This is a genomic window from Phormidesmis sp. 146-20, assembly GCF_052939475.1.
Genome location: NZ_JBJPHT010000020.1, coordinates 71,572 through 93,064, shown reverse-complemented (window position 1 = coordinate 93,064; position 21,493 = coordinate 71,572). Strand labels below are relative to the sequence as shown.

Genomic DNA, 21,493 nt, shown 5'->3' with positions numbered 1-21,493 from the left:
CCTGTTCCCTGGATAGCTGAGGCTGTACTATTTTCTCTAATCATAAAATTGAGCGCTTCGAGGAATAGAGTCATGTTTCAAAACCTTTGGTACTGGGTGACAGGCAGACCAGACAAACGAAATCTTTTGGCAGAAAAGCGCAAAGCTGCACAGCCGATGGGCATCAGAACTCAATCGATCGCCGAGCTTCTCAACGAGTGGGAAGAACAACTCGACCAAACCGACGCTCGATCATAACCAGTCTGGTTCAAAGTCCTCCAATTTTGGGGATTTAGGGGGCGAAAAGATGGACACTTCCCCACAGATTCATCCCTTCAATCAGCAACGCCCCAGTCTCTTCTCATTCTGAACGGCCCACCTCTTCACAGATCCGCTCAAACGCGCCTGCTGGATCGTCAGATGCCGTAATGGGGCGACCGATCACGAGATAGTTGGCTCCCGCTTGAAAGGCCGCGATCGGGGTCATCACTCGTTTTTGATCGCCTGTCTCAGCCCAAGTGGGTCGCACTCCCGGACACACCAACAAAAACTCATCGCCGCAGGTTTGTCTGAGTTGCGCCACCTCTTGAGGCGAGCAAACTGCCCCCGCTAACCCGCTTTCTTGAGCTAACAACGCCATCTCCAAAGCATATTCTGGCAACTCCAGCGGAACTTTTAGCTCAAAGGCCAGCGTGCGAGAAGAAATGCTGGTCAGCAGCGAAATGGCAATCAATTTGGGAGCAGGTAGACCCACCCGATCGGCGCTCATCTGCATGGCGGTTTGGGCTTGGGTTAACCCGGCTTTGCCACAGGTTGCATGAATGGTCAGCAAATCGACCCCAAATCGGGCAGCGGCGGCCGTAGCGCCTGCGATCGTATTGGGAATATCGTGAAACTTTAAATCCAAAAAGATCCGCTTCTGACGATCTTTTAACTCAGTCAGAATATCAGAACCACTACTGACAAACAGCTCTAGCCCTACCTTCCAAAATGTGACTTGGGGCAGCTTTTCAACGAGTGCGATCGCGTCCTCTAAAGAAGGCACATCGAGCGGCACAATGATGCGATCGGAAATCAAAGCCATTAGGAGACAAAACGCACAAATTTATTCTTACCAACCTGAAGAACTTTATCGATCAAGTCGTCAGGAGACTCAACCATACGATCGACTTCCCCCACTTTTTCACCCTCTAGCTTGACCGCTCCACCTTGAATTTGGCGACGCGCATCAGAACTGGTTTTACACAATCCGGTGACGCTTAATAGATAAAACAACTTTGCTGGAAACTGAACCGACGCTAACGAAAATTCGGGAACGGCAGCGATCGTCGTTTTGCCTCCTTGAATTAAACTCATGGCGGCTTGCTGTGCCCCCAAAGCAGCGTCTCTGCCGTGATATTGACTGACCACCTCTAGCGCAAGCAGTTTTTGGCGATCGCGCGGATTTTCGGGCAGCTTGTCTAACGGCAGGTCAGTGAGCAACTCAAAGTAACTGTTGATAATCGAATCGGGAATTTTTTCTAGCTTAGAATACATACCCAGTGCGTCTTCTGAGAGTCCGATGTAGTTGCCGATCGACTTCGACATTTTTTGAGCGCCATCCGTCCCCAACAAGATCGGCATCAACAAGCCAAACTGCGGAGTCTGCCCAAAATGACGCTGCAAATCGCGACCCACCGCCAAATTGAACTTTTGATCAGTGCCACCCAACTCCACATCGGCATTCAGCGCGACCGAATCGTACCCCTGCATCAACGGGTAAAGAAATTCATGCAAATAAATCGCCGTCCCCTGCTTATAGCGCTCCGCAAAGCCTTCTTTAGCCAACATTTGCCCAACCGTCATCGTCGCCAACAGTTCCAGCGTTTTGGGGAGGTCAAGCTGTGACAGCCACTCAGAGTTGTAACGGATCTCTAATCGGCCAGGCGTGTCAAAATCGAGAATCGGCCGCACCTGATTTAGGTATGTCTCTGCATTGGCAGCCACTTCCTCAGCCGTAAGTTGTCGCCGCACCTCTGATTTGCCCGTCGGATCACCAATGCGCGCCGTAAAGTCACCAATTACCACGATCGCCGTGTGCCCAGCGTCCTGAAAGGCTCGTAATTTTCGGAATACAATACTATGACCCAAATGAATGTCAGTGCCCGTCGGGTCAATGCCAAACTTCACGCGAAGGGGACGATCGCTTTTAGCGATACGCTGTACCAAATTTTCGTCAGGGCTACTTGAGTTGGGCTGATCAGGGAAAATTTCATAAGTGCCCCGACTGAGCCAGCTAAGATTCGACATACATTCTTGATCGACTGAGAGGAAACTGATGTCCCATTACACTAGACAGATCACACCAGGCCCATCTGCCAAAATTCACACGCTCTCTAGTCAGCCTACTATAATTGGTGCCATCATCGCTTTTTCTCTAGCCCACCCGCCATTTGTACTAAAGAAACTTCGCTCCATTTGGGTCAGTCTCCACTATCCTATCTAGAGCGATTTGAGTAAAAATCTACCCCTAGAAATTTTTTCTTATAGAATTTTCTGAATTACCTTCAACGATCGCCTGCCCCAACCGTCGCACCCTTAAGAAAGAGAGATTAACGTGGCATCCAATACGATTCGACAAAAACAAAAAAAAGAGTCCGGGTCTACCTTACACTTTGTCCAGACAGTGGGCAAAGTAACGGGTGGCACCGTTTTGGGAATCACCATGTTGGGCAGTGCGATCGTCGCGGGGGGTCTCGTCGGTCTGGCCATCAGTTTTCGCAATTTGCCGGATGTGCGAGTGCTGCGCGGCTACACGCCTAGCGAGACGACGCATATCTATGACATTAAGGGCAAAAATCTCGCCAGCATTCACGGCGAAGCCAATCGAGAAGTGGTGCCCTTGGATAGGATTTCGCCTCATTTAAAGCGGGCAGTGTTGGCGATCGAGGACAGCTATTTTTACTCACACCAAGGCGTGAATGCTCCGGCCGTCGCTCGTGCATTTACGGTCAACTTTAACCACGGACGCACGGTTGAAGGCGGCTCCACGGTGACCATGCAGTTGGTAAAAAACTTATTTCTCTCACCCAAACGCGCCTTTAGCCGCAAGATTGCCGAAGCTGTTTTAGCTTTGCGGTTAGAGCAGATCTTCAAGAAAGACCAGATTCTAGAGATGTACCTCAATCAGGTCTACTGGGGACACAATACTTATGGAGCGCAAACCGCCGCCGCCAGCTACTTTGGGAAGTCTGCTTCTCAGCTAAACCTCGCCGAATCGGCCATGATGGCGGGCTTGATTCAATCTCCGGAAGCCTTGAGTCCGTTTGTCGATCTCAAAGCAGCGACCCGTCGTCAGCATGATGTTTTGCGTCGCATGGTGGATCTGAAGTGGATCACGCCTCAAGAAGCCGACACCGCTCGAAAGTATCCGATCAAGCTGGGCAAAATCACCTCCTTTCAGACGAGTGCAATGCCCTACGTGACCGAAGCGGTGATTCAAGAGTTGACCAAAAAGTTTGGGCGAGATGCCGTTCTCAAAGGGGGAATGCGAATCCAAACGACGATCGACACCAAGCTTCAGCGCATGGGCGAAGATACGGCCAAACGTTGGATTCAGACCTTGAACTACGAAGGGGTCTATGCTGACCAGATGGCGATCGTCGCGGTTGATCCGAGAACCCACTTTATCAAAGCGATGGTGGGCGGTGTGGACTACAAAAAGAGTCAATATAACCGGGCGATGCAGGCCCTTCGTCAACCGGGGTCAGCCTTCAAACCGTTTGTTTACTATGCCGCTTTTGCGTCTGGAAGGTATGCGCCTGACTCGACGGTGTATGATTCTCCGGTCAGCTACCCCGATGGCTACGAAATGTATTCTCCACGCAACTATGATGGGACGTTTGCGGGAGCGATCACGATTCGTAGAGCGTTAGAAGTGTCGCGCAACATTCCCGCAGTTAAGCTGGGGCAAGAAGTTGGATTGAATAAAGTCGTCGAGGTCTTGAGAAGTATTGGGGTCAAAAGCCCGATCGACCCGGTGATTTCTCTACCGTTGGGGGCGGTGGATCTGACTCCTTTAGAGATGGCTGGCGCTTACGCCACATTTGCCAGCAATGGATGGTATTCAGAACCAACGCTAATTGTGCAGGTGACCGACAGCAGTGGTAACGTCTTGCTCGACAACACGCCAAAACCGAGACTGGTGCTTGATCCGTGGGCCTCTGCTGCGGTCAACGATGTCTTACAAGGGGTCGTGACGCGAGGCACTGCGACAGCGGCTCAGATCGGTCGTCCGGCAGCAGGCAAGACAGGCACGACTTCTTCTGAGCGTGACATTTGGTTTGTCGGCTATGTGCCTCAGCTTGCGACGGCCGTCTGGGTTGGAAACGACGACTACAAGCAGCTTGGATACGGGGCAACGGGCGGTCACTTTGTCGCCCCAATTTGGCGAGACTTTATGCAACAAGCCATGCAAGGAGAACCTATTGAGCGGTTCACGCCAACCTCTGAGTTCGATCGACCCTAGTAGAGAAAGGGATGGGGAATGAAACCGCTTTGATTTCTGTATTAGCGTGGTTTCTACAATAGAGGTTTTGGCTGAGGGCTATTTGTCAATTTCTGCTTTCATGCGCTCTAGCGTTCGGTTCATTTGGTCAAACATCTGCTGAGGCGTAATGCCATACTGACCAAGTTGAGTTTTGAGTTGTTCGACGGTCATCTGCGCCTGAAAGTCTTCGGATAGCTCAAAGCGCTTCATAAAAATTTTGTAGCGATCCATAATGGCTTCCATTTGTTCTATAAATAGAACTTTGCCATCGCGATCGAACTTCCCGTAGCTATTTCCAAGCTGCATCAAGGACTGATAATCTTCAAATAGCTTTTTGGCTTCATGTTGAACCAATTCAGAGTCAAAAATTCCCATCGCTGTAATTTAATAAATAGTCGATCAGTTGAGCAAAAAAGCGCTAAGTAGAACTGTGTAAGCAATCCCAATACAATTATCTTAGTGGAGCGATCGCTTCAGGTTAAGTAGTGTTTCCCCTACCCACATCTACCCGCGACCAAACAATCCAAAAAACCAGCCTTTTTTACTCTGCTTGTCAGGTTTCTTAGACTCGGTTTTTTTAGGTTCAGGTTTTTTAGATTCAGGTTTTTTAGATTCGGTTTTTTTAGATTCAGGTTTCTGTGAAGAACCATTTGTTGAAGAATTATGTTGAATGTCAAATCTAGCCGCAAAGTGTTTCGCGATCTGATCATCTGGGTTAAGTTGGAGCGCTCGTCGGAAGTGAGGTTTTGCCGCACTAGGTGTGATGTTTTGTCTCATGTAAGCCAGCCCAATCAGTGAGTGGTAATTACTTTTGTTTGGCTCCATTCTCAAAGCATCTTTTAGCTCTGCGATCGCTTTTGGCCAGGCATTTTTATTCATGTATTCCTGCGCCCGTTTGTAATGAAGATCGGCATAGTCTAACTGCGACCTAATGTTAGAAGAGTTGCTCGACGCTTGAGAATTTCTGACCTCAACGCTGTTGGTTGTGATTCCTGTTCGCTTCTCTCCGATGAAAATATTTTCACCGCCCATCTTTAGCTTGAGGTAAGCCAGGTTTAATTCGTTAAGCTGCTGAGTGATATTTTGAAAATTTTCTAAGGGTTGATATTGACGCTCAGACAGATTGGCGATCGCTTGCTCATAAAAGATATCTGCTTCTTGAAGAGACTTACGAGACAACTCACGCGCCAATTCACTCTGAGGGGCAGGAGATTGATCTCTCACCATCTGCCGCACTTTGAGCCGCATCAAGGCCAGCGTTTCAGCCCGGCCCTTTTCCTGTCTAATTTTTTCGTAAGCAGGATTGACGAGCCGCCCAAACAGCCTTTCGATCAATTCACCCGTTTCTGGATCAGTTGCTACGCTAATATCAGGACGCAAGATTTTGGCAACACTTCGGTATCGTTTTGAGACACGGACATTTTCCGCTAAAACTGAGACCCCCAGTACTGCGAAGGGGTCTGACAAATACTTTAACCAGTCTTGCGAGAAGGGCATCGATCGTCTGTCCTTAAACTTCTATATAAAACCTGAACGGGCGTTAAAAAACAGTCACGCAGCGATCTAAATTGCTGAGGCCAAAAGTTACAAAGATTCTATGTCATCTACCAGATTAAATGGCTCTCAGCAGCAGTCCTTTGTTAGTTATAGTGAAACAGAGATTCGCCTTGCAACCCGACGAAGAGACGCGATTTCTAAGTAGTGTCTACTCATAAGTAGTGTCTACTCAAGGTTTAGACCTTTACTTAAGTGAATGGGCCCCTATGTAACGATCGCACTTCAGAGCCATCCTATCTTGTTGACCCGTGGGACGGCACTGCTGTAGGAGTCTATACTCTAATGTACTCGGTCAGTACGGGTAGAACAGGAGAATGAGCAGAAGTCTTGTAGCCCAAAAGACATATCTTCCGTTTTGGCTCTTAATCGTCTCATACGTTACTGTGTTTGTTTTAGAGCGTGACGCGACATGTTAAGCAAGCCAAGAAACCGAAAAACTGCTGCAATTCTTGCGCTGGGGAGTGCTATCCCGCTTCCTTTGCTGGGGATTTCGCTCCATTTAGCAGGGTTACACAAGTTTTACCTGGGGCAAAAGTGGTGGGGAGTGTTGTACGTGCTGTTAGCATTTACCCCCATTCCCGCAGTAGCCGGAGTGATCGAAGGCATTTGGTATCTAATTCAAGACCCCGATGAGTTTGACCAAAATTTTAATGAAGGGATGTTGCTCGAAGAGGCAGATCGATCTCTTCGAGTGACCCGCAAAGAGTCGCCCACTCCTTCTGAAAAAACCGGAAAAGTCAGCACGATCGCTCAGGACTTGAGAGAGTTGGATCAACTGCGGCAAGATGGGCTAATTTCAGAGTACGAATTTGAACAAAAGCGCCGAAAACTGCTCGATCGAATTCACTGATTTTCCTATTTTTCTTTTTGATGACCCTTTTTGACTGGTTCTCCAAACAATCTCGCGCTCAGTTGGGTTCTCAACTGCCAAACTCACTACGCTCACGTATTCTCAATGATCCGTTTTATCGGTTTCAATCGTTAGAAGAAATCCGTCTAGCCGCATCACTGGGCATTCAAATTGACGTTAATCAAGCCAGCGTTGACGATTGGTTAAGGATTCCAGGTCTATCGATTCATCAAGCTCGTATGTTGACCCAGTTGTCTGATTCTGGAGTCCAGTTCTTTTGTGTCGAAGATTTAGCCGCTGCCCTAGGACTCTCACTCCAACGCCTCAAACCCTTGGAGCCGATTCTCAGGTTTTGTTATTACGAATCTGAAAGCGTTTGTGTGATTCAACGAGTCAATTTGAATGCAGCATCCGTTGAAGACCTGACTGGCATTCCTGGAATGGGCAAAGTATTGGCAAGAGCGATCGTTCGCAATCGCGTCTCAAACGGAGCTTACAAAAACCTGGTTGAGCTTCAACAAAGACTATCTCTACCCAGCCAAACTGTTTCTACCCTGATGCACTATTTGAGCTTCTGATTTCTCAAACTTTGCCCAAGCGATCGAACGGATAAAATCGAATCCAGGCTCGACCGAGAATATATTCCTTGGGCAAAAAGCCCCACACATGAGAATCGTTACTATTGTTGCGGTTGTCGCCCATTACGAAAAATGAACCTTCTGGAACCTTTGCGGGAGACATCAAATATTTGGGAGCTTCGGCAATATAAGACTCTTGAAGCGGCTGATTGTTGATGTAGACTTTGCCGTTTTTGACCTCGATCGTTTCTCCTGGTGTGCCAATGATCCGCTTGATGAAAGCTTGATCCTTAGAGTATCCCTGTTCTTGTAGTTGAGGGGGTGGATCAAACACGACAATATCGCCAAAGTTGGGCAACCCAAAGCGGTAAGACATCTTCTCAACAACCAGACGATCGCCCACATGCAGCGTTGGCATCATCGAGTCAGAAGGAATAAATCGCGGCTCTGCCACATAAGCCCGGACAATCAGCGCCAAAATCAACGCCACAAGCAGAATCTGAAAGTTTTCCCACAAAGTTTTCCACGGGGAGACTTTTTCAGGAGATGAAGTCTTTGGCTCAGTCGTCGGATCGGAGGTCATGGGCAGGCTTATCAATAAATGTGGCTTTCGTCATTGTACGGTCAACTGCAAACCTTCACAGCGCAGAACCACTTTCAAGAACCATCTTCAAAGGTCACTTTTGGTAGAATGGTCAGCTTCAAAAATTTTCGCAATCAATTGAATGCGTCTGTAGCAAAATTACCTTAGACTCAACTCGACATCTATCTGTTTTTGTACAAGGAATCTGATTTCTATGCCACTGACGCTTGCAGAATTGAGAGACAACTTAGATGGTTTGGGCTATTACCTGGGGCCAAGAGGTCTATTTGGGATTGGCAACGAGAATCAATCTTGCGATCGCAACATTCTAGGCAACATTGACTGCTCAACAACCTCGCTGCGAGAGGTCAACCAGCTTGAAAGCTATACTCAGGCAGCCATCTTTCAGTTTCAGGCTGACAATCTCATGGCAGCAACGGGACAAAATGGGATTGACCTGCAAAACAAAGTTGAGGAATCTGTCAGAATTTTACAAAACAACCTCAAGATTGTTCTAGCGAATTCTCTGCCGATCACGGGGCGCTATCTGTTTCAAACGATCGCCGCCGTCAAGACCTATCAGCAGAATAGACGATTTCCAGTGACCGGGATTGCCAGCCGCCCCGTTCGCAAACAGCTAGATGACGATGCGAGAAAAATCATCGGCAGACCTCCCGGAGTTACCCCTTCGCCGACTCCGACTCCGACTCCGACCCCTACACCCACCCCTTCCAGCGAACTTGAAACTTTGAGAAAACTCAGAGCAGACTTGGCAACGCTAAAAGACTTGCACGCCAGGAGAACGCTAACAGATGAGGCCTTTATCACAGCCGTATATCGGCTTATTCCCTAGTTGAGACTTGAAAATCTTATGACGAGACCCCCCATCGACCGTCAACGAGAACATCAAGCAAACGAGCGTACCTTTTTGGCTTGGCTACGGACGGCGATCGCCCTCATCGGTTTCGGGTTTGCAATTGCCCGGTTTGGGTTATTTCTCCATCAGCTTCAACTGACGCTCACTCAGCAGCCAGACCAGCGAAATTCAATCTTTAACTCTGAAACGTTGGGCGTGGGGTTGGTGGCGTTTGGCATTCTGACGATCACGCTAGCAGCTTGGCGTTATAACCAGGTGTTTCAACAGATTGAGCGGGGTGATTATCGTCCGAGTCGGCTGCTGGTGTGGGTGATGACGGGGGCTGTGATCGTGTTTGGCACCTTGAGCCTTCCCCTGCTGTTGGTCAATAATAAGCCGATTTTGTCCACTCCGCCTCGATCAAAATAGCCTCTCTAGAAACAACGATCGCCTAACTCTAATCAGGAAGTTCAGCGATCGTTGATCTTTAGTTGATCTTTAAAGGTTCTAGCGACGATCGAGACTAGAGGTTAGGCGCTCGATCGCGCCAGTCAAGCGTTCTTGGGACACCAAAACGGGGTCAGCAGGCGCAGCCGCTTCCTCGACAGCCTCCTGACGCACAAACCTTCTCTTTGCTTTCTCAAAAGCCCGAATCATCAAGAAGATCACGAATGCAATGATGACAAAGTTCAGCACTGCTGCCAGGAACAAACCAATCTTAATTCCATCGCCGATGACGAAGTTCTCAATTTGATTGACCCCTGCTGCTTTCATTGCTGGGCCGATGAGTGCGGGTGTAATAATGTCTTTGACAAAAGATTCAACGATCTTGCCAAAAGCGCCCCCAATAATCACTGCAACAGCTAGGTCGATGACGTTGCCCTGCATCAAGAATTTTTGAAAGTCAGCCCAAAAACTGCTACGTGCCATATGTCAATCCGTTCCTTTCGTTTAGTGCAACCTGAGTCATTGGTTACATAATGCTTGGGTCGTATTATATTTTGCCAACTATTCAGATTATTTTAAGAATTGTTAAGTATCTAAGCTAGAAAAAGTTTTTGTGTAGATAGATTAAGTTGTAGTCAGCACAAAAAAGCGGCAGAAACTTAAAGTCTCCACCGCCCGCTAATTTCTAATTGTCAAGTTTAGCTACTCAGCCGCTTGAGGAAGCAACTCGCGCTTTTCACCTTGAACGACCTTCACGGTGCCTGTCTCATCCACATCAATGATCGCAACGTCACCGTCTTTGATCCGGGCTGAGAGGATTTCTTCTGCCAGCGAATCTTCGAGTAGACGCATGATTGCCCGACGAAGAGGACGTGCCCCATAGCTAGGGTTATAGCCTTCTTCTACCAGGCGATCCTTAAATCGCTCAGTACATTCCAGCGTGATTCCTTGCTCAGTCAAGCGTTTGAAGACATCGTTTAACATAATGTCTGCAATGCGCTTCACCTCTTCCTTCACCAACTGACGGAAGACGATGATCTCATCCAAACGGTTGAGAAACTCAGGACGGAAGTAGTTCTTCAATTCTTCGTTGACGAGCGATCGAATCCGGTTGTACTGGTTGTCTGCCTCGCTCTCCGAAGCGATATCGAAGCCCAGACCACCGCCACCCTTCTCAATGACCTTAGATCCAATGTTGGAGGTCATGATCAGCAGCGTGTTCTTAAAGTCCACTGTGCGACCCTTGGCATCGGTCAGGCGACCATCTTCCAGGATTTGCAGCAGCATGTTAAACACGTCGGGGTGCGCTTTCTCGATTTCGTCAAACAGTACGACGGTGTAAGGCCGACGACGAACGGCTTCGGTCAACTGACCGCCTTCGTTGTAGCCCACATAGCCAGGTGGCGACCCGATCAGCTTAGAAACGGTGTGCCGCTCCATAAACTCAGACATGTCCAGACGAATCATCGAGTCTTCAGACCCAAAGAAGTAAGTTGCTAAAGCCTTCGTAAGCTCTGTTTTACCTACCCCCGTCGGCCCAGAGAAGATGAAGCTGGCGATCGGTCGATTGGGATTCTTCAAGCCCACCCGCGCCCGACGGATTGCACGAGAAACAGCTCTCACTGCTTCGTCTTGACCAATCAGACGAGTATGCAGCGTATCTTCCATGTGCAGCAGTTTCTCAGACTCGGATTCGGTGAGTTTATTCACCGGAACGCCTGTCCAGGAAGCCACAATTTGAGCGATATCGTCTTCGCCCACCACAGGAGAGGCAGCCGAATCAGAATCGGCAGATTCAGCTTTCTTAGTTTGAGCGATCGCCCGGATTTCAGCTTTGATTTCCATTTCGCGATCGCGTAGTTCGCCAGCCCGATCAAAGTTTTGTGACCGTACCGCATCATCTTTGTCTTTGAGGACTTGGCGCAGTTCCCGATCCAGTTCCTTCGCAGCAGGAGGTAACTGAGAGTTAATCAGCCGGACACGGGAACCTGCTTCGTCTACTAAGTCAATCGCCTTGTCTGGCAGAAAGCGATCGGAGATGTAGCGGTCTGAAAGTTTGGCAGCCGCTTCCAGCGCTTCGTCCGAGATTCTCAGTTTGTGGTGCTGCTCATACCGTTCTCGCAGTCCACGTAGAATCTCGATTGTTTCGTCTACAGTCGGTTCTCCCACCATGACGGGCTGGAATCGTCGCTCTAGGGCAGCATCTCGCTCAATGTGTTTACGATATTCATCCAGCGTGGTCGCACCGATACACTGCAATTCACCCCGCGCCAAGGCTGGCTTGAGAATGTTGGCAGCATCGATCGCCCCTTCTGCGGCCCCTGCACCAATCAAAGTGTGAACTTCGTCGATAACCAAGATGACGTTTCCGGCAGAGCGGATTTCGTCCATGATCTTCTTCAGCCGTTCTTCAAACTCACCCCGATATTTGGTGCCTGCAACCAGGAGTCCAATATCTAATGTGACGACGCGCTTGTCTTCCAAAATGTCTGGAATGTCGTCGTTGGCGATGCGTTGAGCAAGTCCTTCAGCGATCGCCGTCTTACCAACCCCAGGTTCACCAATCAAGACAGGGTTGTTTTTCGTCCGGCGACCAAGGATTTGAATCACCCGTTCAATTTCTTTCTGCCGACCCACGACGGGGTCAAGCTTGCCATCAGCAGCCATCTGAGTCAGGTTTGCACCAAACTCGTCAAGCGTGGGTGTCTTGGTACGCCCTTGACCACCACCGGGGGACACTTCGGCTGTTTCGCCGAGCATCCGAATCACTTGCGTCCGCACTTTAGATAGGTCAACTCCCAGGTTTTCGAGTACCCTGGCTGCAACTCCTTCACCCTCCCGGATCAGACCCAGGAGCAGATGTTCAGTGCCGATGTAGTTGTGCCCCAGTTGGCGAGCTTCTTCAAGTGACAGTTCTAGTACCCGCTTGGCTCTCGGTGTAAATGGGATTTCCACCGCAACGAAACCAGAACCCCGACCGATGATTTTCTCAACTTCAATCCGAGCGTCTTTGAGGTTGACACCCATAGATTTCAGTACTTTGGCGGCGACGCCGGTCCCTTCTCCAATCAGACCCAGTAGGATCTGCTCTGTACCCACGAAGTTGTGACCCAGGCGGCGAGCTTCCTCCTGGGCTAGCATGATCACCTTAATGGCTTTTTCTGTGAAGCGTTCAAACATGGCGTATTTCCACTCACCTGCTGCGTTGCCGGTAAAACAGATTCTAACATAGCCGAAATCTCCGGTCGCTGGGTTTGAGCAACAGGTTAAGGTGACGATAACCGAACGCTATGATTCGCTTTCGTCAAAGGGTGAATTCTACCGCCAAGGGCAGATTGTCAACGAAGTCTTAAGAATCTGTCAAGAAAGATTTTTTTCTTGTAATAGTATCTAAATTGACCGTTATTGCCCAATTTGATCGCGTTAAACGATCGCTCACTTCAGTCGCCCATTTGCTCAACAAGTCAGAAAACTCAAGGGTTTGCAGTCCGCCCCGCCACAAAATCAACGCATCCTCACCAGTATCTTCGTAGTAACCTTTGCGTCGTCCGGCTACTTTGAAACCGAATTTTTGATAAAGGTCAATAGCTGATTGATTAGAAATTCTGACCTCCAGGGTTGATCGTTCCAATCCACGCTGATAAGCAGACTCTAGGAGGGCGAGCAGGAGGGTTTGACCTAAGCCTTGATGACGGTAATCGGGATGGACAGCGACGATCGTAATATGCGCCTCGTCTAGGATCGCCCAGAGACATCCGTACCCAATCAGTTTTTTGTCGGAGACCAGTGCGATGAGGTCGCTGTTTGGGCTGTCTAGTTCGCGCTGATAGCCTGCAATCGTCCAAAGTCCGCTAAAGCAAAGCTGGTCTAGCTCAAGTACGGCGGGCAACAGGGATTCGTCAATCAATTGTAGAGTAACGCAAGTCACAGACGATCGGATGCAGAGGTCGATTCTGATTGTACCGAAGCTTCTTTTGCCCTGTGGGGTGAGGGTGAAGTTAAACACACAGGCTCTGACTGTAGAATATATTAGGCCAGTGTTACTACTGAGGAAGAATATGAGCTTTGTGAACGGTCGATCGCAGATAGTCTTGCTGGCAGCTTTGATGGCGTTTCCTCTACATCCTGCGATCGGCGCTCCGCAAAACGTTAAAGAAACGTTGAGGAGAATCGAGCTTCCCAAGATTCAAACCGATTGCAAAACTGAGTCTCAATCGCGTAAGCCAATCTTGCTTTATGGCTTTGGAAACGACGTAGGATCTTCTGGCAGGAACCCGAACGACTTTGAGCAAGAACAGCAAACCAAACAGCGCATTTGGAAGTTAATTTATTCCAAGCAATGGGATGAGGCACGGGTTGAGATTCAGAAGCAGCCCAAACGGTTTCGGCTAGAGATGTTTCCTCAACTGCTGAGTGCGCTAGTTAGTGCTGATGAGTCCGATCGCGCTTCCCGTCTGGTGATTGCCCAATTTCCTCGACAGACGTATGAACGCGCACAAGGAGTCGGAACGATCGCCAAGGCATTGATTAGTCAGGATCAGTTGCCAAAAGCGATCGCAGTGTTAAAAACAGTTCCTCAAGACTCAGGATATCTCAGTAGCGCGACGACTCCGGCTGCGATCGCATTGGTAGAAACTGGTCAACTAGAAAAACTTAGAGAGGTAGCGGCACTCTTTCCGAGTCAGAATGCTCAAGCAAAAATCTGGCTGGCGATCGGTGAGCAGATTTCCTTTGAGCCACCGTTGGCCAAGCAAATTGCCACAATGATTGAAGATCGAAAGCTGCGATCGCAGACTCTACAAAAAATTGCGATGAAGTGGCTTTATGCTTCAGGTAAAGACGCGCTCAAAGGATGGATTGTGGCAAACGAGATTGAGGATTGTATGATTCGGTCTAAATACTTCTTAGAGATTGCCGATCTCATAGCTAACTCGCCATCAAACGACCACAGCCAAGAAAAAGGTGAAACGTTAAACCAGGTTGAAACGCTGCTGAACGCGATCGACGAAGCGAAACTGGGCGATCGCAGAGCATTGGCACAGCTTCGATTGTCACTGGCGCAATTTAATTTTCGGGCTGGGCGCACGGCTCAAGCGACAAAACTACTTCAGCAGGTGACGCAGGATCAAAAGCGGTTTCAGTTCTATGCTGATCGGGCTGAAGTCTTGCTGGAAGTGGCTCAACAGTACCAGAAGTTTCAGAAGGTGCCGAGTGCGGTTCAAGCTCTGGATCTTGCCGTAGTCGCCATCCAAACTGCTTTTGACAAAAAAGAAAATTCGGTTGAAGGATTGCCTTCGTCAAACACATTGCCAATTGTGGAGTGGCGCGATCGCACGCTCAGAGAAATTGCGATGAAATATCGATCGCTCAAACAACCTCAAAAAGCAGCCGCGATCGATCAGATGTTTCCCAAGAATCGGATTCGTCTTCCGTTAATGCAAGTGCCTCGAAACTTTAAAGTGCCGCCTGCAACCGTTCCTGCTAGTCGCTAGCGTCAGGAGCGATCGCCGCTCAAAATTCGCCTCAAATGCATAGCCCTCAATTGTAAACTGGTTAGAGATAGCAGAAAAGCTTACTAAACTCTTGCCAGCATTGAGGAACTCCGCATGGTATCGACTCCGCTCGCGGTGACGGCTTCTGGTCGCCAATACTTGCCAGACTCCGAATCCGATCGCTCCCCCAATCAATTTTTGCTGCCGCTAACAGCAACCGTCAACGATCGCGACCACCTCGAAATCGGCGGTTGTGACTTGACGGCGTTGGTCAAACAGTTTGGCTCTCCCCTATATGTGCTGGACGAGGAAACGCTGAGAACAGCCTGTCGTCAATATCGGGATGGGTTCAAGAAATACTATCCAGGTGAGTCGCAGGTTCTTTATGCCTCCAAAGCCTGGAACTGTCTTGCAGTCTGCGCGATCGTCGCCAGTGAGGACTTAGGAATCGATATTGTTTCGGGTGGCGAACTCTACACCGCACTCAAGGCAGGCGTTGATTCCCAAAAGCTTTATCTCCACGGCAACAATAAGTCTCTGGATGAGTTGAAGCTGGCGATCGAGTCGGGCTGCACTCTAATGATCGACAACTGGCTAGAGCTGCAAACGCTGGCTGACTTGGTGAAAGGGAAAAATCCCGTTCGGATTATGCTGCGCTTGACACCGGGCATTGAGTGCCACACTCACGAATACATTCGCACCGGACACCTCGACAGCAAGTTTGGGTTTGATCCCAATCAGGTGGAGGAAATTTTTAAGTTTGTCAGTCAGCAACCTGCGCTGGAATTTGTGGGTTTACATGCTCACATTGGCTCCCAAATTTTTGAACTGCAACCTCACCAGGATTTGGGATCAGTCATGGTGCAGTGGTTGAGCAAGGCGGCTAACTATAACCTGAAGATTCAAGAACTCAACATCGGCGGCGGGTTGGGCATTCGTTATACAGAATCAGACGATCCTCCCAGCATTGACGAGTGGGTAAAAGTTGTCTGTGACTCCGTAGTAGCTGCCTGTCAGAGTGAAAATATTCCTCTGCCAAAACTATTGTCGGAACCAGGTCGATCGCTGATCGGCTCTGCCTGCGTGACGGTCTACACAGTGGGAGGACAAAAAACGGTTCCGGGCATTCGTACCTACCTCAGCGTGGATGGTGGCATGTCGGATAATCCTCGCCCCATCACTTACCAGTCGGTTTACAGAGCCTTAATCGCCAATCGCATGTCTGCGCCGATCGCTACTCAAGTCACGATCGCTGGAAAGCACTGTGAATCGGGTGACATTTTAATCAAGGATGCCGCACTGCCAGAGACGCAATCAGGTGACCTGCTGGTTGTCATGTCAACAGGAGCCTACAATTACAGCATGTCCTCTAACTACAATCGTCTACCCCGCCCGGCGGCGGTTTTGGTCAATGCAGGTGAAGCTAACACCATCTTGCAGCGCGAAACCTATGAAGATTTGATTCGGCACGATCGATTACCCGAACGGCTGAAATAAGACGGAATAGAGGATCAGGGCAGAGGTAAAAAGGTGTTTGGTCAGATTACGCTAGAGGCAACCTAGACGTTTTCTCGATCTCATGACTTCTTCATTCCTCCTCGCAAAAGCGGGGCAACGCCCTCCCTCGTCCCTCCTCGCGAAGCGGAACGAAGTTCTCCCTCACCCCTGACTGGAATACAGTCCTTGTTGACTTTTATACTTTCAAATCTCAGGTTTTTGATTGACATTGGGTTAGTGTTGGCGCTTACGTATGTGATGTTAGTCATCATTGGTGAGCGTCGAACCCTTTGGATGGTCAGAGGTTTCATCGTTTTGATGTTGGCAGCCGCGATTAGTCGCAGACTTGACCTGACGCTGCTCAGCTTTGTGCTGAATAATTTGGTGATCGGGGCGGCGGTTGCGATGGCTTTTATTCTTCAGTCAGAGTTTAGACGCTTTTTAGAACAGCTGGGACGAGGAGAGATCCTTCAACTGTTCCAACCATCGCGTGGCAGCTTACCTAGAACTGATAGCGTCAGCGATGAGATTGTCGATGCCGTTAAAGAATTATCTCAGAATCGGACGGGGGCGCTGTTAATTTTGGAGACTTCTAGCCCGATCGATGAGCGAGATTTCTCCGTCCCTGGGGTCAAGATCAACGCGGAAGTGTCTAAAGAACTGCTGCAAACTATCTTTCAAACGACGACGCTGCTGCACGATGGGGCGGTGCTGATTCGAGGGTCGCGCATTCTGGCCGCAGGCGTAATTTTGCCCCTCTCCGAACGAACGGCTTCTCGACAATTGGGGACGCGACATCGAGCCGCAATGGGAATTACCGAACGAGTCGAAAATTGCATCTGTGTGGTTGTATCTGAAGAAACCGGATCAATTTCCTTAGCCGAGCGGGGCACACTAAACCGTCCTTTAACCAGCAGCAAACTCAAAGAACTGTTGGAAGCGCGATTTTCTCAATCCGGCGATCGCGAAGCCGTTGCCCCCGATTTCCGCACCTTGGGCCGCCAAATTGCCACCAAAGTTTTTGCTCTGTTTTCAAAAATTAGCGGTAGCCGAAAAATCAGTGGCCGACCCAAAGATGAAAAAAAAGCAGAATGAAGGGACTGATCTTATGGCATCTTTGCAAGAGATTTATCTTTATTTCGTCTCAGAATCGTTACTCTAGAGTCGCATCCTGCTCGACACCTACAACCCTTTTCCACCTCAAGCATCGGCTTCCCCCAGAAAACAATGACTGCCAAGCAAACGATCCTTCAAGAACTCCCGGCTGACCTCGATCGCGCTCGCCTTCCCAAACATGTTGCTGTCATTATGGATGGCAACGGCCGCTGGGCAAAAAGTCAGGGTCTCCCGCGAATTATGGGTCATCGGCGAGGGGTAGATGCGCTCAAAGATCTGTTGAGGTGCTGTCGAGATTGGGGCGTTCAAGCGCTAACAGCTTATGCCTTTTCGACCGAAAATTGGGGCCGGCCGCTCGAAGAAGTGGAGTTTTTGATGACGCTGTTTGAGCGAGTCTTACGGCAAGAACTGCGCGAAATGATGCAGGAAAATGTGCGAATCAAATTCGTCGGTAATCTAGATGCGCTGCCCCCAACTCTGCAAAATGAAATCGAGCGATCGATGCTAGAAACCCAGGACAATCAAGGAATTCGCTTTACAGTTGCTACCAATTACGGCGGACGGCAAGAGATTCTCAAAGCCTGCCGAGCGATCGCTACTCAAGTACAACAAGGACATTTGCAGCCCGACGAGATCGACGAAAGTTTGTTTGAGCGACACCTTTATACGGCGGGAACCTGTGATCCTGACCTGCTAATTCGCACGAGTGGAGAAATGCGGATTAGTAACTTTCTGCTGTGGCAGATGGCCTATGCCGAGATCTACGTGACGAAAACCTTGTGGCCTGACTTTAATCGTCACGAATTTCATCAAGCTCTGGTGTCTTATCAAGAGCGCGATCGCAGGTTTGGCAGAGTTTTAGAAAAATAGAAGACAGTCACGGGCCAGCAAAAATAGCGTCTTCGATATCCTGACGACTCAGCGAGTATTTGAAGGCTCTTTGCACATCGGGCCGATCATCTAATAAGTAGCGAACTGCGAGTTGCTCAACTTCTAGACAGATTTCGGCTCGCCACTGGGGAGTCTCGATCAGCCAGCAGTGCAAATCTTCAGAATCTTGCTGACCGCCTTTTTTGGCAAGCCAGAATTCAATCTGGGGAAGCGGATGGTTATATAAGGGAGTGTCAGCCGAAGGAAGAGTCATGCGGGTTTGGGTTGAGATTCGATCAAGGGACATTGGACGTTATTGGGATTTCGGGCGTTTCGGGAGAAGTTAATTTCTCCATCGGCTGTGGAAGTTGTGGAATCTCTTGGACGATCGCTTCTTGAGTCGTCAGCGGCTGGAAAGCAGACTCTCCTCTCGTAAAGCCGATCGTAATGGCCAAAATTAAACATCCCACAAAAGTGATGCCCAAAATAAACAGGGCAAAAATCTCTCCGGGTGAGAGCGGTCGATCAGTTGCGTCAATGTAAGCAGAATCCGTGTAGCGCGGCTGGGGCCGACTCAAACTAGGAAGCGGCTGTACCACAACGACACGAGAGTACCCAATCTTGAGATCATAAGCACTTCGGCGATCGGGATTACAAAGCGTCGCGTAGGCTTCGTTGAGTTGCTGAAATTTTTGAGTGGCGATCGCAGGTGGCAACTGAGTCGTGTCTGGGTGATACAGCTTACTCATTTCCCGGTAAGTCTGTCTGATTTCTTGCACCGACGCTGAGGGATGCAGCCCCAACAGGGTGTAATGATTAGAACTCACGACCTTCTGGTAAGGCCCCTTCTGCCCGTTGCCGTCTGGAGTTGCAGTCACCGCAATTTCACCCTTATCCGGTTCTCACCCCTCATTGTAACCAGGTTAAGGAAAGCGCAACTATCGCTATCTTATTTGAGTTGTGAGGATTCGGTTGTTCGCTACTTCATGCTTCGGCAACGGATCGAACGCGCGATCGACTTTCTCAACTCAAATCATTGATTACTCCAAAGCTTAACCTGACCCCAACCTTGAAATTACCTAACCTTGAAGTCGAGGTTCTAAGGTGAGGAATAGGATCTGATATCCCCTTGAACCTCACATGATCCAATCTTTTAGTTCCGAAGTTCTCAACCATCCTGATCTGCGCCAAGTTTTAGAGCAGCGCTATCAAGGACGCAATTTGCAGCCATTTCGCAGTGGGCAATCAATCCAGATGTCGCCTCACGAAATTTGGGTCGTCTGTCGAGGTGTAGTGCTCCTGAGTACGCTTTATCCTTCTGGGGACGAGGCGCTACTGGGACTAGCCAACTCCTCGATGCCCTTTGGGTTGCCTCTGACCTACATTCAGCCTTATCAAGCGATCGCCCTCACCGATGTAGACTTGATGGCTGTCAGCCTGTCAGAAATTGAGCAATCGCCTGTCCTGGCCCAGGAAATCTGTCGCCATATGAGCCGTCGCCTTCAGCAAGCAGAAGCCTTTCTAGCATTGGCCGGATGCCGTCGAGTCGAAGATCGATTGCGTCAGCTTCTCTTGCTGCTACAACATGAAGTTGGGCAACCCGTCAAGGCAGGAGTTCGCATTAACGTAAGGCTGACCCATCAACACCTGGCCAATGCGATCGGCACCACTCGCGTCACGATTACCCGCCTCCTCGGTCAGCTTCGAGAAGAAGGATGGTTGACGATCGATGCGACCCGCCACATTGTTTTGCCGTTTGGAACTACTTGAAGGCAATATTTTCGCTGAGGGTGGGCTGCATGATCACAGCTTCGATCGGCACCACCCCTTTGTCTTCGCTGTGGATACAACGGGCAGCCCGATTGGAGAGATCCAATACTCGGTTGTCAAAGTAGGGCCCGCGATCGTTGACCCGCACGACGACGCTTTTGCCGTTTGCTACATTAGTCACCCTTAAATAGGTGCCGAAGGGCAAGGAAGGGTGAGCGGCGGTCAGTTCGTTTTGGTCAAAAATCTCCCCGGTTGCCGTCTCTCGTCCATGAAAGTAGGGGCCGTACCAGGACGCTAACCCACTGATACTGTCTCCGGTGTCTCTCAAGCTGTGCATAGTCACCTGAGCGTCTGCCAGCGAAAGCGACGACTGACTCAGAGCGACGCGCAAATTGTTGACCCACTCGATCGCCACCATCTCAGCCGGACGCTCAAACTGAGCCGCCAAATCATTGTCAATGACAAATAGGACGCGATCGCCCCACTTTCCGGCGGGATGGTTGCGCTCAATGCTGGGTCTTAATTGGGAAGCATCGAGTCCAGGCTCTTTGAGCAGATCTTCTAGTTTCTGAGCGATCGCGTCTGCCTCAGCTTGACTAGGAATCTCTGCCACAAGGCATCCTTTGACCCAAATTTGAAATCCTGTGGTCTGCCCTGAGAAGCTTTCGGGTTGGGTGGGGCATCGCCAAAAGCCAGTGCGGACTTGTTTCAAACTTTCGCTCTGCTGCGACCCTGCTTGAAGCACGACGACAGAACTGGACTCCGCAGCTAAAGTCGGCACCCCCGCAAAGAAGTTTTGCACCACTTCGGCCAGGTAGTTAAACGGATTGTCTGTAACAACTTCTGAGGAGACTGTCCAAGCGATCGGCTGCAAGGCTGATTCTGGGCTTTCTGAATGCGTCTCTGGAGAAGCTGACTTGGGACTTAAAAAAGATTCGATCGCTCCTAACAAAACTGCGTTGGGTGAGGCGGGCTGTTCTGCGGATTGTGCTGGATGAAAACTTTGACTCAGCTTTAAGTTGAGCGGTACGGCAAGGTTGAAAAGATAGGAACTGCGAACTGAGTTGATTGCGCTTTTTAGGGAGGTTTTTGAAATGTCAGACGCATTGCTCGACCCCTTGCGGGTATCTCGAAGCAGCTGCGGTATCTGGTTGGAGAAGATCTGCGCCAGGTGTTTAGGCGCTTCGATCAGCTTTTCTCCAATCTCTGGAAAGCAGCCAAACCATGATGCTACCCATACAAAACCAAGGATTGACATGTGTCTAGAATAAGTTGTAGTGGACGATACTTTTTCACTAATAGATAGTATAAAGTTAATGTGAAGTAAAAATCTCTATCTGAGGGAAGTAATTTTATTTATCGAAAAGTGA

At 49.4% G+C, this 21,493-nt stretch carries 22 protein-coding genes; 11 read left to right on the top strand and 11 right to left on the bottom strand.

Translation table 11 applies throughout. The features are described 5' to 3' along the window. The first annotated feature begins 72 nt into the window (after positions 1-72). Positions 73-237 (top strand): hypothetical protein, encoded by a 165-nt coding sequence (locus ACKFKH_RS17240; protein ID WP_446859558.1) that lies wholly within the window; start codon positions 73-75, stop codon positions 235-237. Positions 238-340: 103 nt separating this feature from the next. On the opposite strand, the gene pyrF is transcribed toward ACKFKH_RS17240, so the two are convergent. Then, positions 341-1,063 (bottom strand): orotidine-5'-phosphate decarboxylase, encoded by a 723-nt coding sequence (pyrF, locus tag ACKFKH_RS17235; RefSeq protein ID WP_446859557.1) that lies wholly within the window; start codon positions 1,061-1,063, stop codon positions 341-343. Beyond that, positions 1,063-2,268: a tyrosine--tRNA ligase gene (gene tyrS / locus ACKFKH_RS17230; RefSeq protein ID WP_446859556.1), complete on the bottom strand. Its 1,206-nt coding sequence runs from the start codon at positions 2,266-2,268 to the stop codon at positions 1,063-1,065. The genes pyrF and tyrS overlap by 1 nt, the downstream gene beginning before the upstream one ends. 307 nt (positions 2,269-2,575) lie before the next feature. Here tyrS and ACKFKH_RS17225 point away from each other — a divergent pair, with 307 nt between their 5' ends. Next, on the top strand, positions 2,576-4,486 hold the full coding sequence (locus ACKFKH_RS17225) for a transglycosylase domain-containing protein (protein WP_446859555.1): 1,911 nt from the start codon (positions 2,576-2,578) through the stop codon (positions 4,484-4,486). Between the two features lie 78 nt (positions 4,487-4,564). On the opposite strand, the gene ACKFKH_RS17220 is transcribed toward ACKFKH_RS17225, so the two are convergent. Both ACKFKH_RS17220 and ACKFKH_RS17215 read right to left on the bottom strand, forming a co-directional pair. Further along, complete coding sequence (locus tag ACKFKH_RS17220) at positions 4,565-4,882, bottom strand: DUF1825 family protein (RefSeq protein ID WP_446859554.1); 318 nt, start codon at positions 4,880-4,882, stop codon at positions 4,565-4,567. A 129-nt stretch (positions 4,883-5,011) separates the two neighbouring features. Beyond that, positions 5,012-6,004: a J domain-containing protein gene (locus ACKFKH_RS17215; protein ID WP_446859553.1), complete on the bottom strand. Its 993-nt coding sequence runs from the start codon at positions 6,002-6,004 to the stop codon at positions 5,012-5,014. Between the two features lie 469 nt (positions 6,005-6,473). On the opposite strand from ACKFKH_RS17215, the gene ACKFKH_RS17210 reads away from it, so the two are divergent. Together ACKFKH_RS17210 and ACKFKH_RS17205 are read left to right on the top strand one after the other, a co-directional pair. Beyond that, the gene (locus ACKFKH_RS17210) at positions 6,474-6,914 is read left to right on the top strand and encodes an SHOCT domain-containing protein (protein ID WP_446859552.1); all 441 of its coding nucleotides are present in this window, start codon (positions 6,474-6,476) and stop codon (positions 6,912-6,914) included. A 20-nt stretch (positions 6,915-6,934) separates the two neighbouring features. Further along, positions 6,935-7,492 (top strand): helix-hairpin-helix domain-containing protein, encoded by a 558-nt coding sequence (locus ACKFKH_RS17205; protein ID WP_446859551.1) that lies wholly within the window; start codon positions 6,935-6,937, stop codon positions 7,490-7,492. Between the two features lie 4 nt (positions 7,493-7,496). Here the strand turns inward: ACKFKH_RS17205 and lepB are convergent, their stop codons facing one another. Beyond that, positions 7,497-8,075 carry a signal peptidase I gene (gene lepB / locus ACKFKH_RS17200; RefSeq protein ID WP_446859550.1) on the bottom strand — a complete coding sequence of 193 codons (579 nt, stop codon included), beginning with the start codon at positions 8,073-8,075 and terminating at the stop codon, positions 7,497-7,499. Positions 8,076-8,289: 214 nt separating this feature from the next. Between lepB and ACKFKH_RS17195 the strand changes: the two genes are divergently transcribed. Both ACKFKH_RS17195 and ACKFKH_RS17190 read left to right on the top strand, forming a co-directional pair. Continuing rightward, positions 8,290-8,928 (top strand): peptidoglycan-binding domain-containing protein, encoded by a 639-nt coding sequence (locus ACKFKH_RS17195; protein ID WP_446859549.1) that lies wholly within the window; start codon positions 8,290-8,292, stop codon positions 8,926-8,928. A gap of 18 nt (positions 8,929-8,946) precedes the next feature. Beyond that, positions 8,947-9,360, top strand: a complete 414-nt coding sequence (locus tag ACKFKH_RS17190; protein WP_446859548.1) for a YidH family protein — start codon at positions 8,947-8,949, stop codon at positions 9,358-9,360. A gap of 78 nt (positions 9,361-9,438) precedes the next feature. Here the strand turns inward: ACKFKH_RS17190 and mscL are convergent, their stop codons facing one another. From mscL to rimI, 3 genes are all read right to left on the bottom strand, one after another. Further along, positions 9,439-9,861 carry a large conductance mechanosensitive channel protein MscL gene (gene mscL, locus ACKFKH_RS17185; RefSeq protein WP_446859547.1) on the bottom strand — a complete coding sequence of 141 codons (423 nt, stop codon included), beginning with the start codon at positions 9,859-9,861 and terminating at the stop codon, positions 9,439-9,441. Between the two features lie 219 nt (positions 9,862-10,080). Continuing rightward, positions 10,081-12,558 (bottom strand): ATP-dependent Clp protease ATP-binding subunit, encoded by a 2,478-nt coding sequence (locus tag ACKFKH_RS17180; RefSeq protein WP_446859546.1) that lies wholly within the window; start codon positions 12,556-12,558, stop codon positions 10,081-10,083. A gap of 169 nt (positions 12,559-12,727) precedes the next feature. After that, the gene (gene rimI, locus ACKFKH_RS17175) at positions 12,728-13,306 is read right to left on the bottom strand and encodes a ribosomal protein S18-alanine N-acetyltransferase (protein ID WP_446859545.1); all 579 of its coding nucleotides are present in this window, start codon (positions 13,304-13,306) and stop codon (positions 12,728-12,730) included. Positions 13,307-13,436: 130 nt separating this feature from the next. Between rimI and ACKFKH_RS17170 the strand changes: the two genes are divergently transcribed. The 4 genes from ACKFKH_RS17170 to uppS all read left to right on the top strand — a co-directional run bounded on the left by ACKFKH_RS17170 (position 13,437) and on the right by uppS (position 18,353). Further along, the gene (locus ACKFKH_RS17170; protein ID WP_446859544.1) at positions 13,437-14,870 is read left to right on the top strand and encodes a hypothetical protein; all 1,434 of its coding nucleotides are present in this window, start codon (positions 13,437-13,439) and stop codon (positions 14,868-14,870) included. A gap of 114 nt (positions 14,871-14,984) precedes the next feature. Further along, on the top strand, positions 14,985-16,367 hold the full coding sequence (gene lysA, locus ACKFKH_RS17165) for a diaminopimelate decarboxylase (protein ID WP_446859543.1): 1,383 nt from the start codon (positions 14,985-14,987) through the stop codon (positions 16,365-16,367). Between the two features lie 186 nt (positions 16,368-16,553). Next, positions 16,554-17,462 (top strand): diadenylate cyclase CdaA, encoded by a 909-nt coding sequence (gene cdaA / locus ACKFKH_RS17160; RefSeq protein WP_446859542.1) that lies wholly within the window; start codon positions 16,554-16,556, stop codon positions 17,460-17,462. Between the two features lie 132 nt (positions 17,463-17,594). Beyond that, the gene (gene uppS, locus ACKFKH_RS17155; RefSeq protein WP_446859541.1) at positions 17,595-18,353 is read left to right on the top strand and encodes a polyprenyl diphosphate synthase; all 759 of its coding nucleotides are present in this window, start codon (positions 17,595-17,597) and stop codon (positions 18,351-18,353) included. A 7-nt stretch (positions 18,354-18,360) separates the two neighbouring features. Here the strand turns inward: uppS and ACKFKH_RS17150 are convergent, their stop codons facing one another. Together ACKFKH_RS17150 and ACKFKH_RS17145 are read right to left on the bottom strand one after the other, a co-directional pair. Continuing rightward, positions 18,361-18,660: a DUF3143 domain-containing protein gene (locus ACKFKH_RS17150; RefSeq protein ID WP_446859540.1), complete on the bottom strand. Its 300-nt coding sequence runs from the start codon at positions 18,658-18,660 to the stop codon at positions 18,361-18,363. After that, complete coding sequence (locus ACKFKH_RS17145; RefSeq protein WP_446859539.1) at positions 18,650-19,231, bottom strand: J domain-containing protein; 582 nt, start codon at positions 19,229-19,231, stop codon at positions 18,650-18,652. Before ACKFKH_RS17145 ends, ACKFKH_RS17150 begins: the two co-directional genes overlap by 11 nt. Before the next feature lie 262 nt (positions 19,232-19,493). Between ACKFKH_RS17145 and ACKFKH_RS17140 the strand changes: the two genes are divergently transcribed. Beyond that, positions 19,494-20,123: a Crp/Fnr family transcriptional regulator gene (locus ACKFKH_RS17140; RefSeq protein WP_446859538.1), complete on the top strand. Its 630-nt coding sequence runs from the start codon at positions 19,494-19,496 to the stop codon at positions 20,121-20,123. Here the strand turns inward: ACKFKH_RS17140 and ACKFKH_RS17135 are convergent. Further along, positions 20,116-21,381, bottom strand: coding sequence for a septal ring lytic transglycosylase RlpA family protein (locus ACKFKH_RS17135; RefSeq protein ID WP_446859537.1), 1,266 nt, complete (start codon positions 21,379-21,381; stop codon positions 20,116-20,118). The two genes, ACKFKH_RS17140 and ACKFKH_RS17135, sit on opposite strands and share 8 nt — an antisense overlap. Positions 21,382-21,493 lie beyond the last annotated feature (112 nt).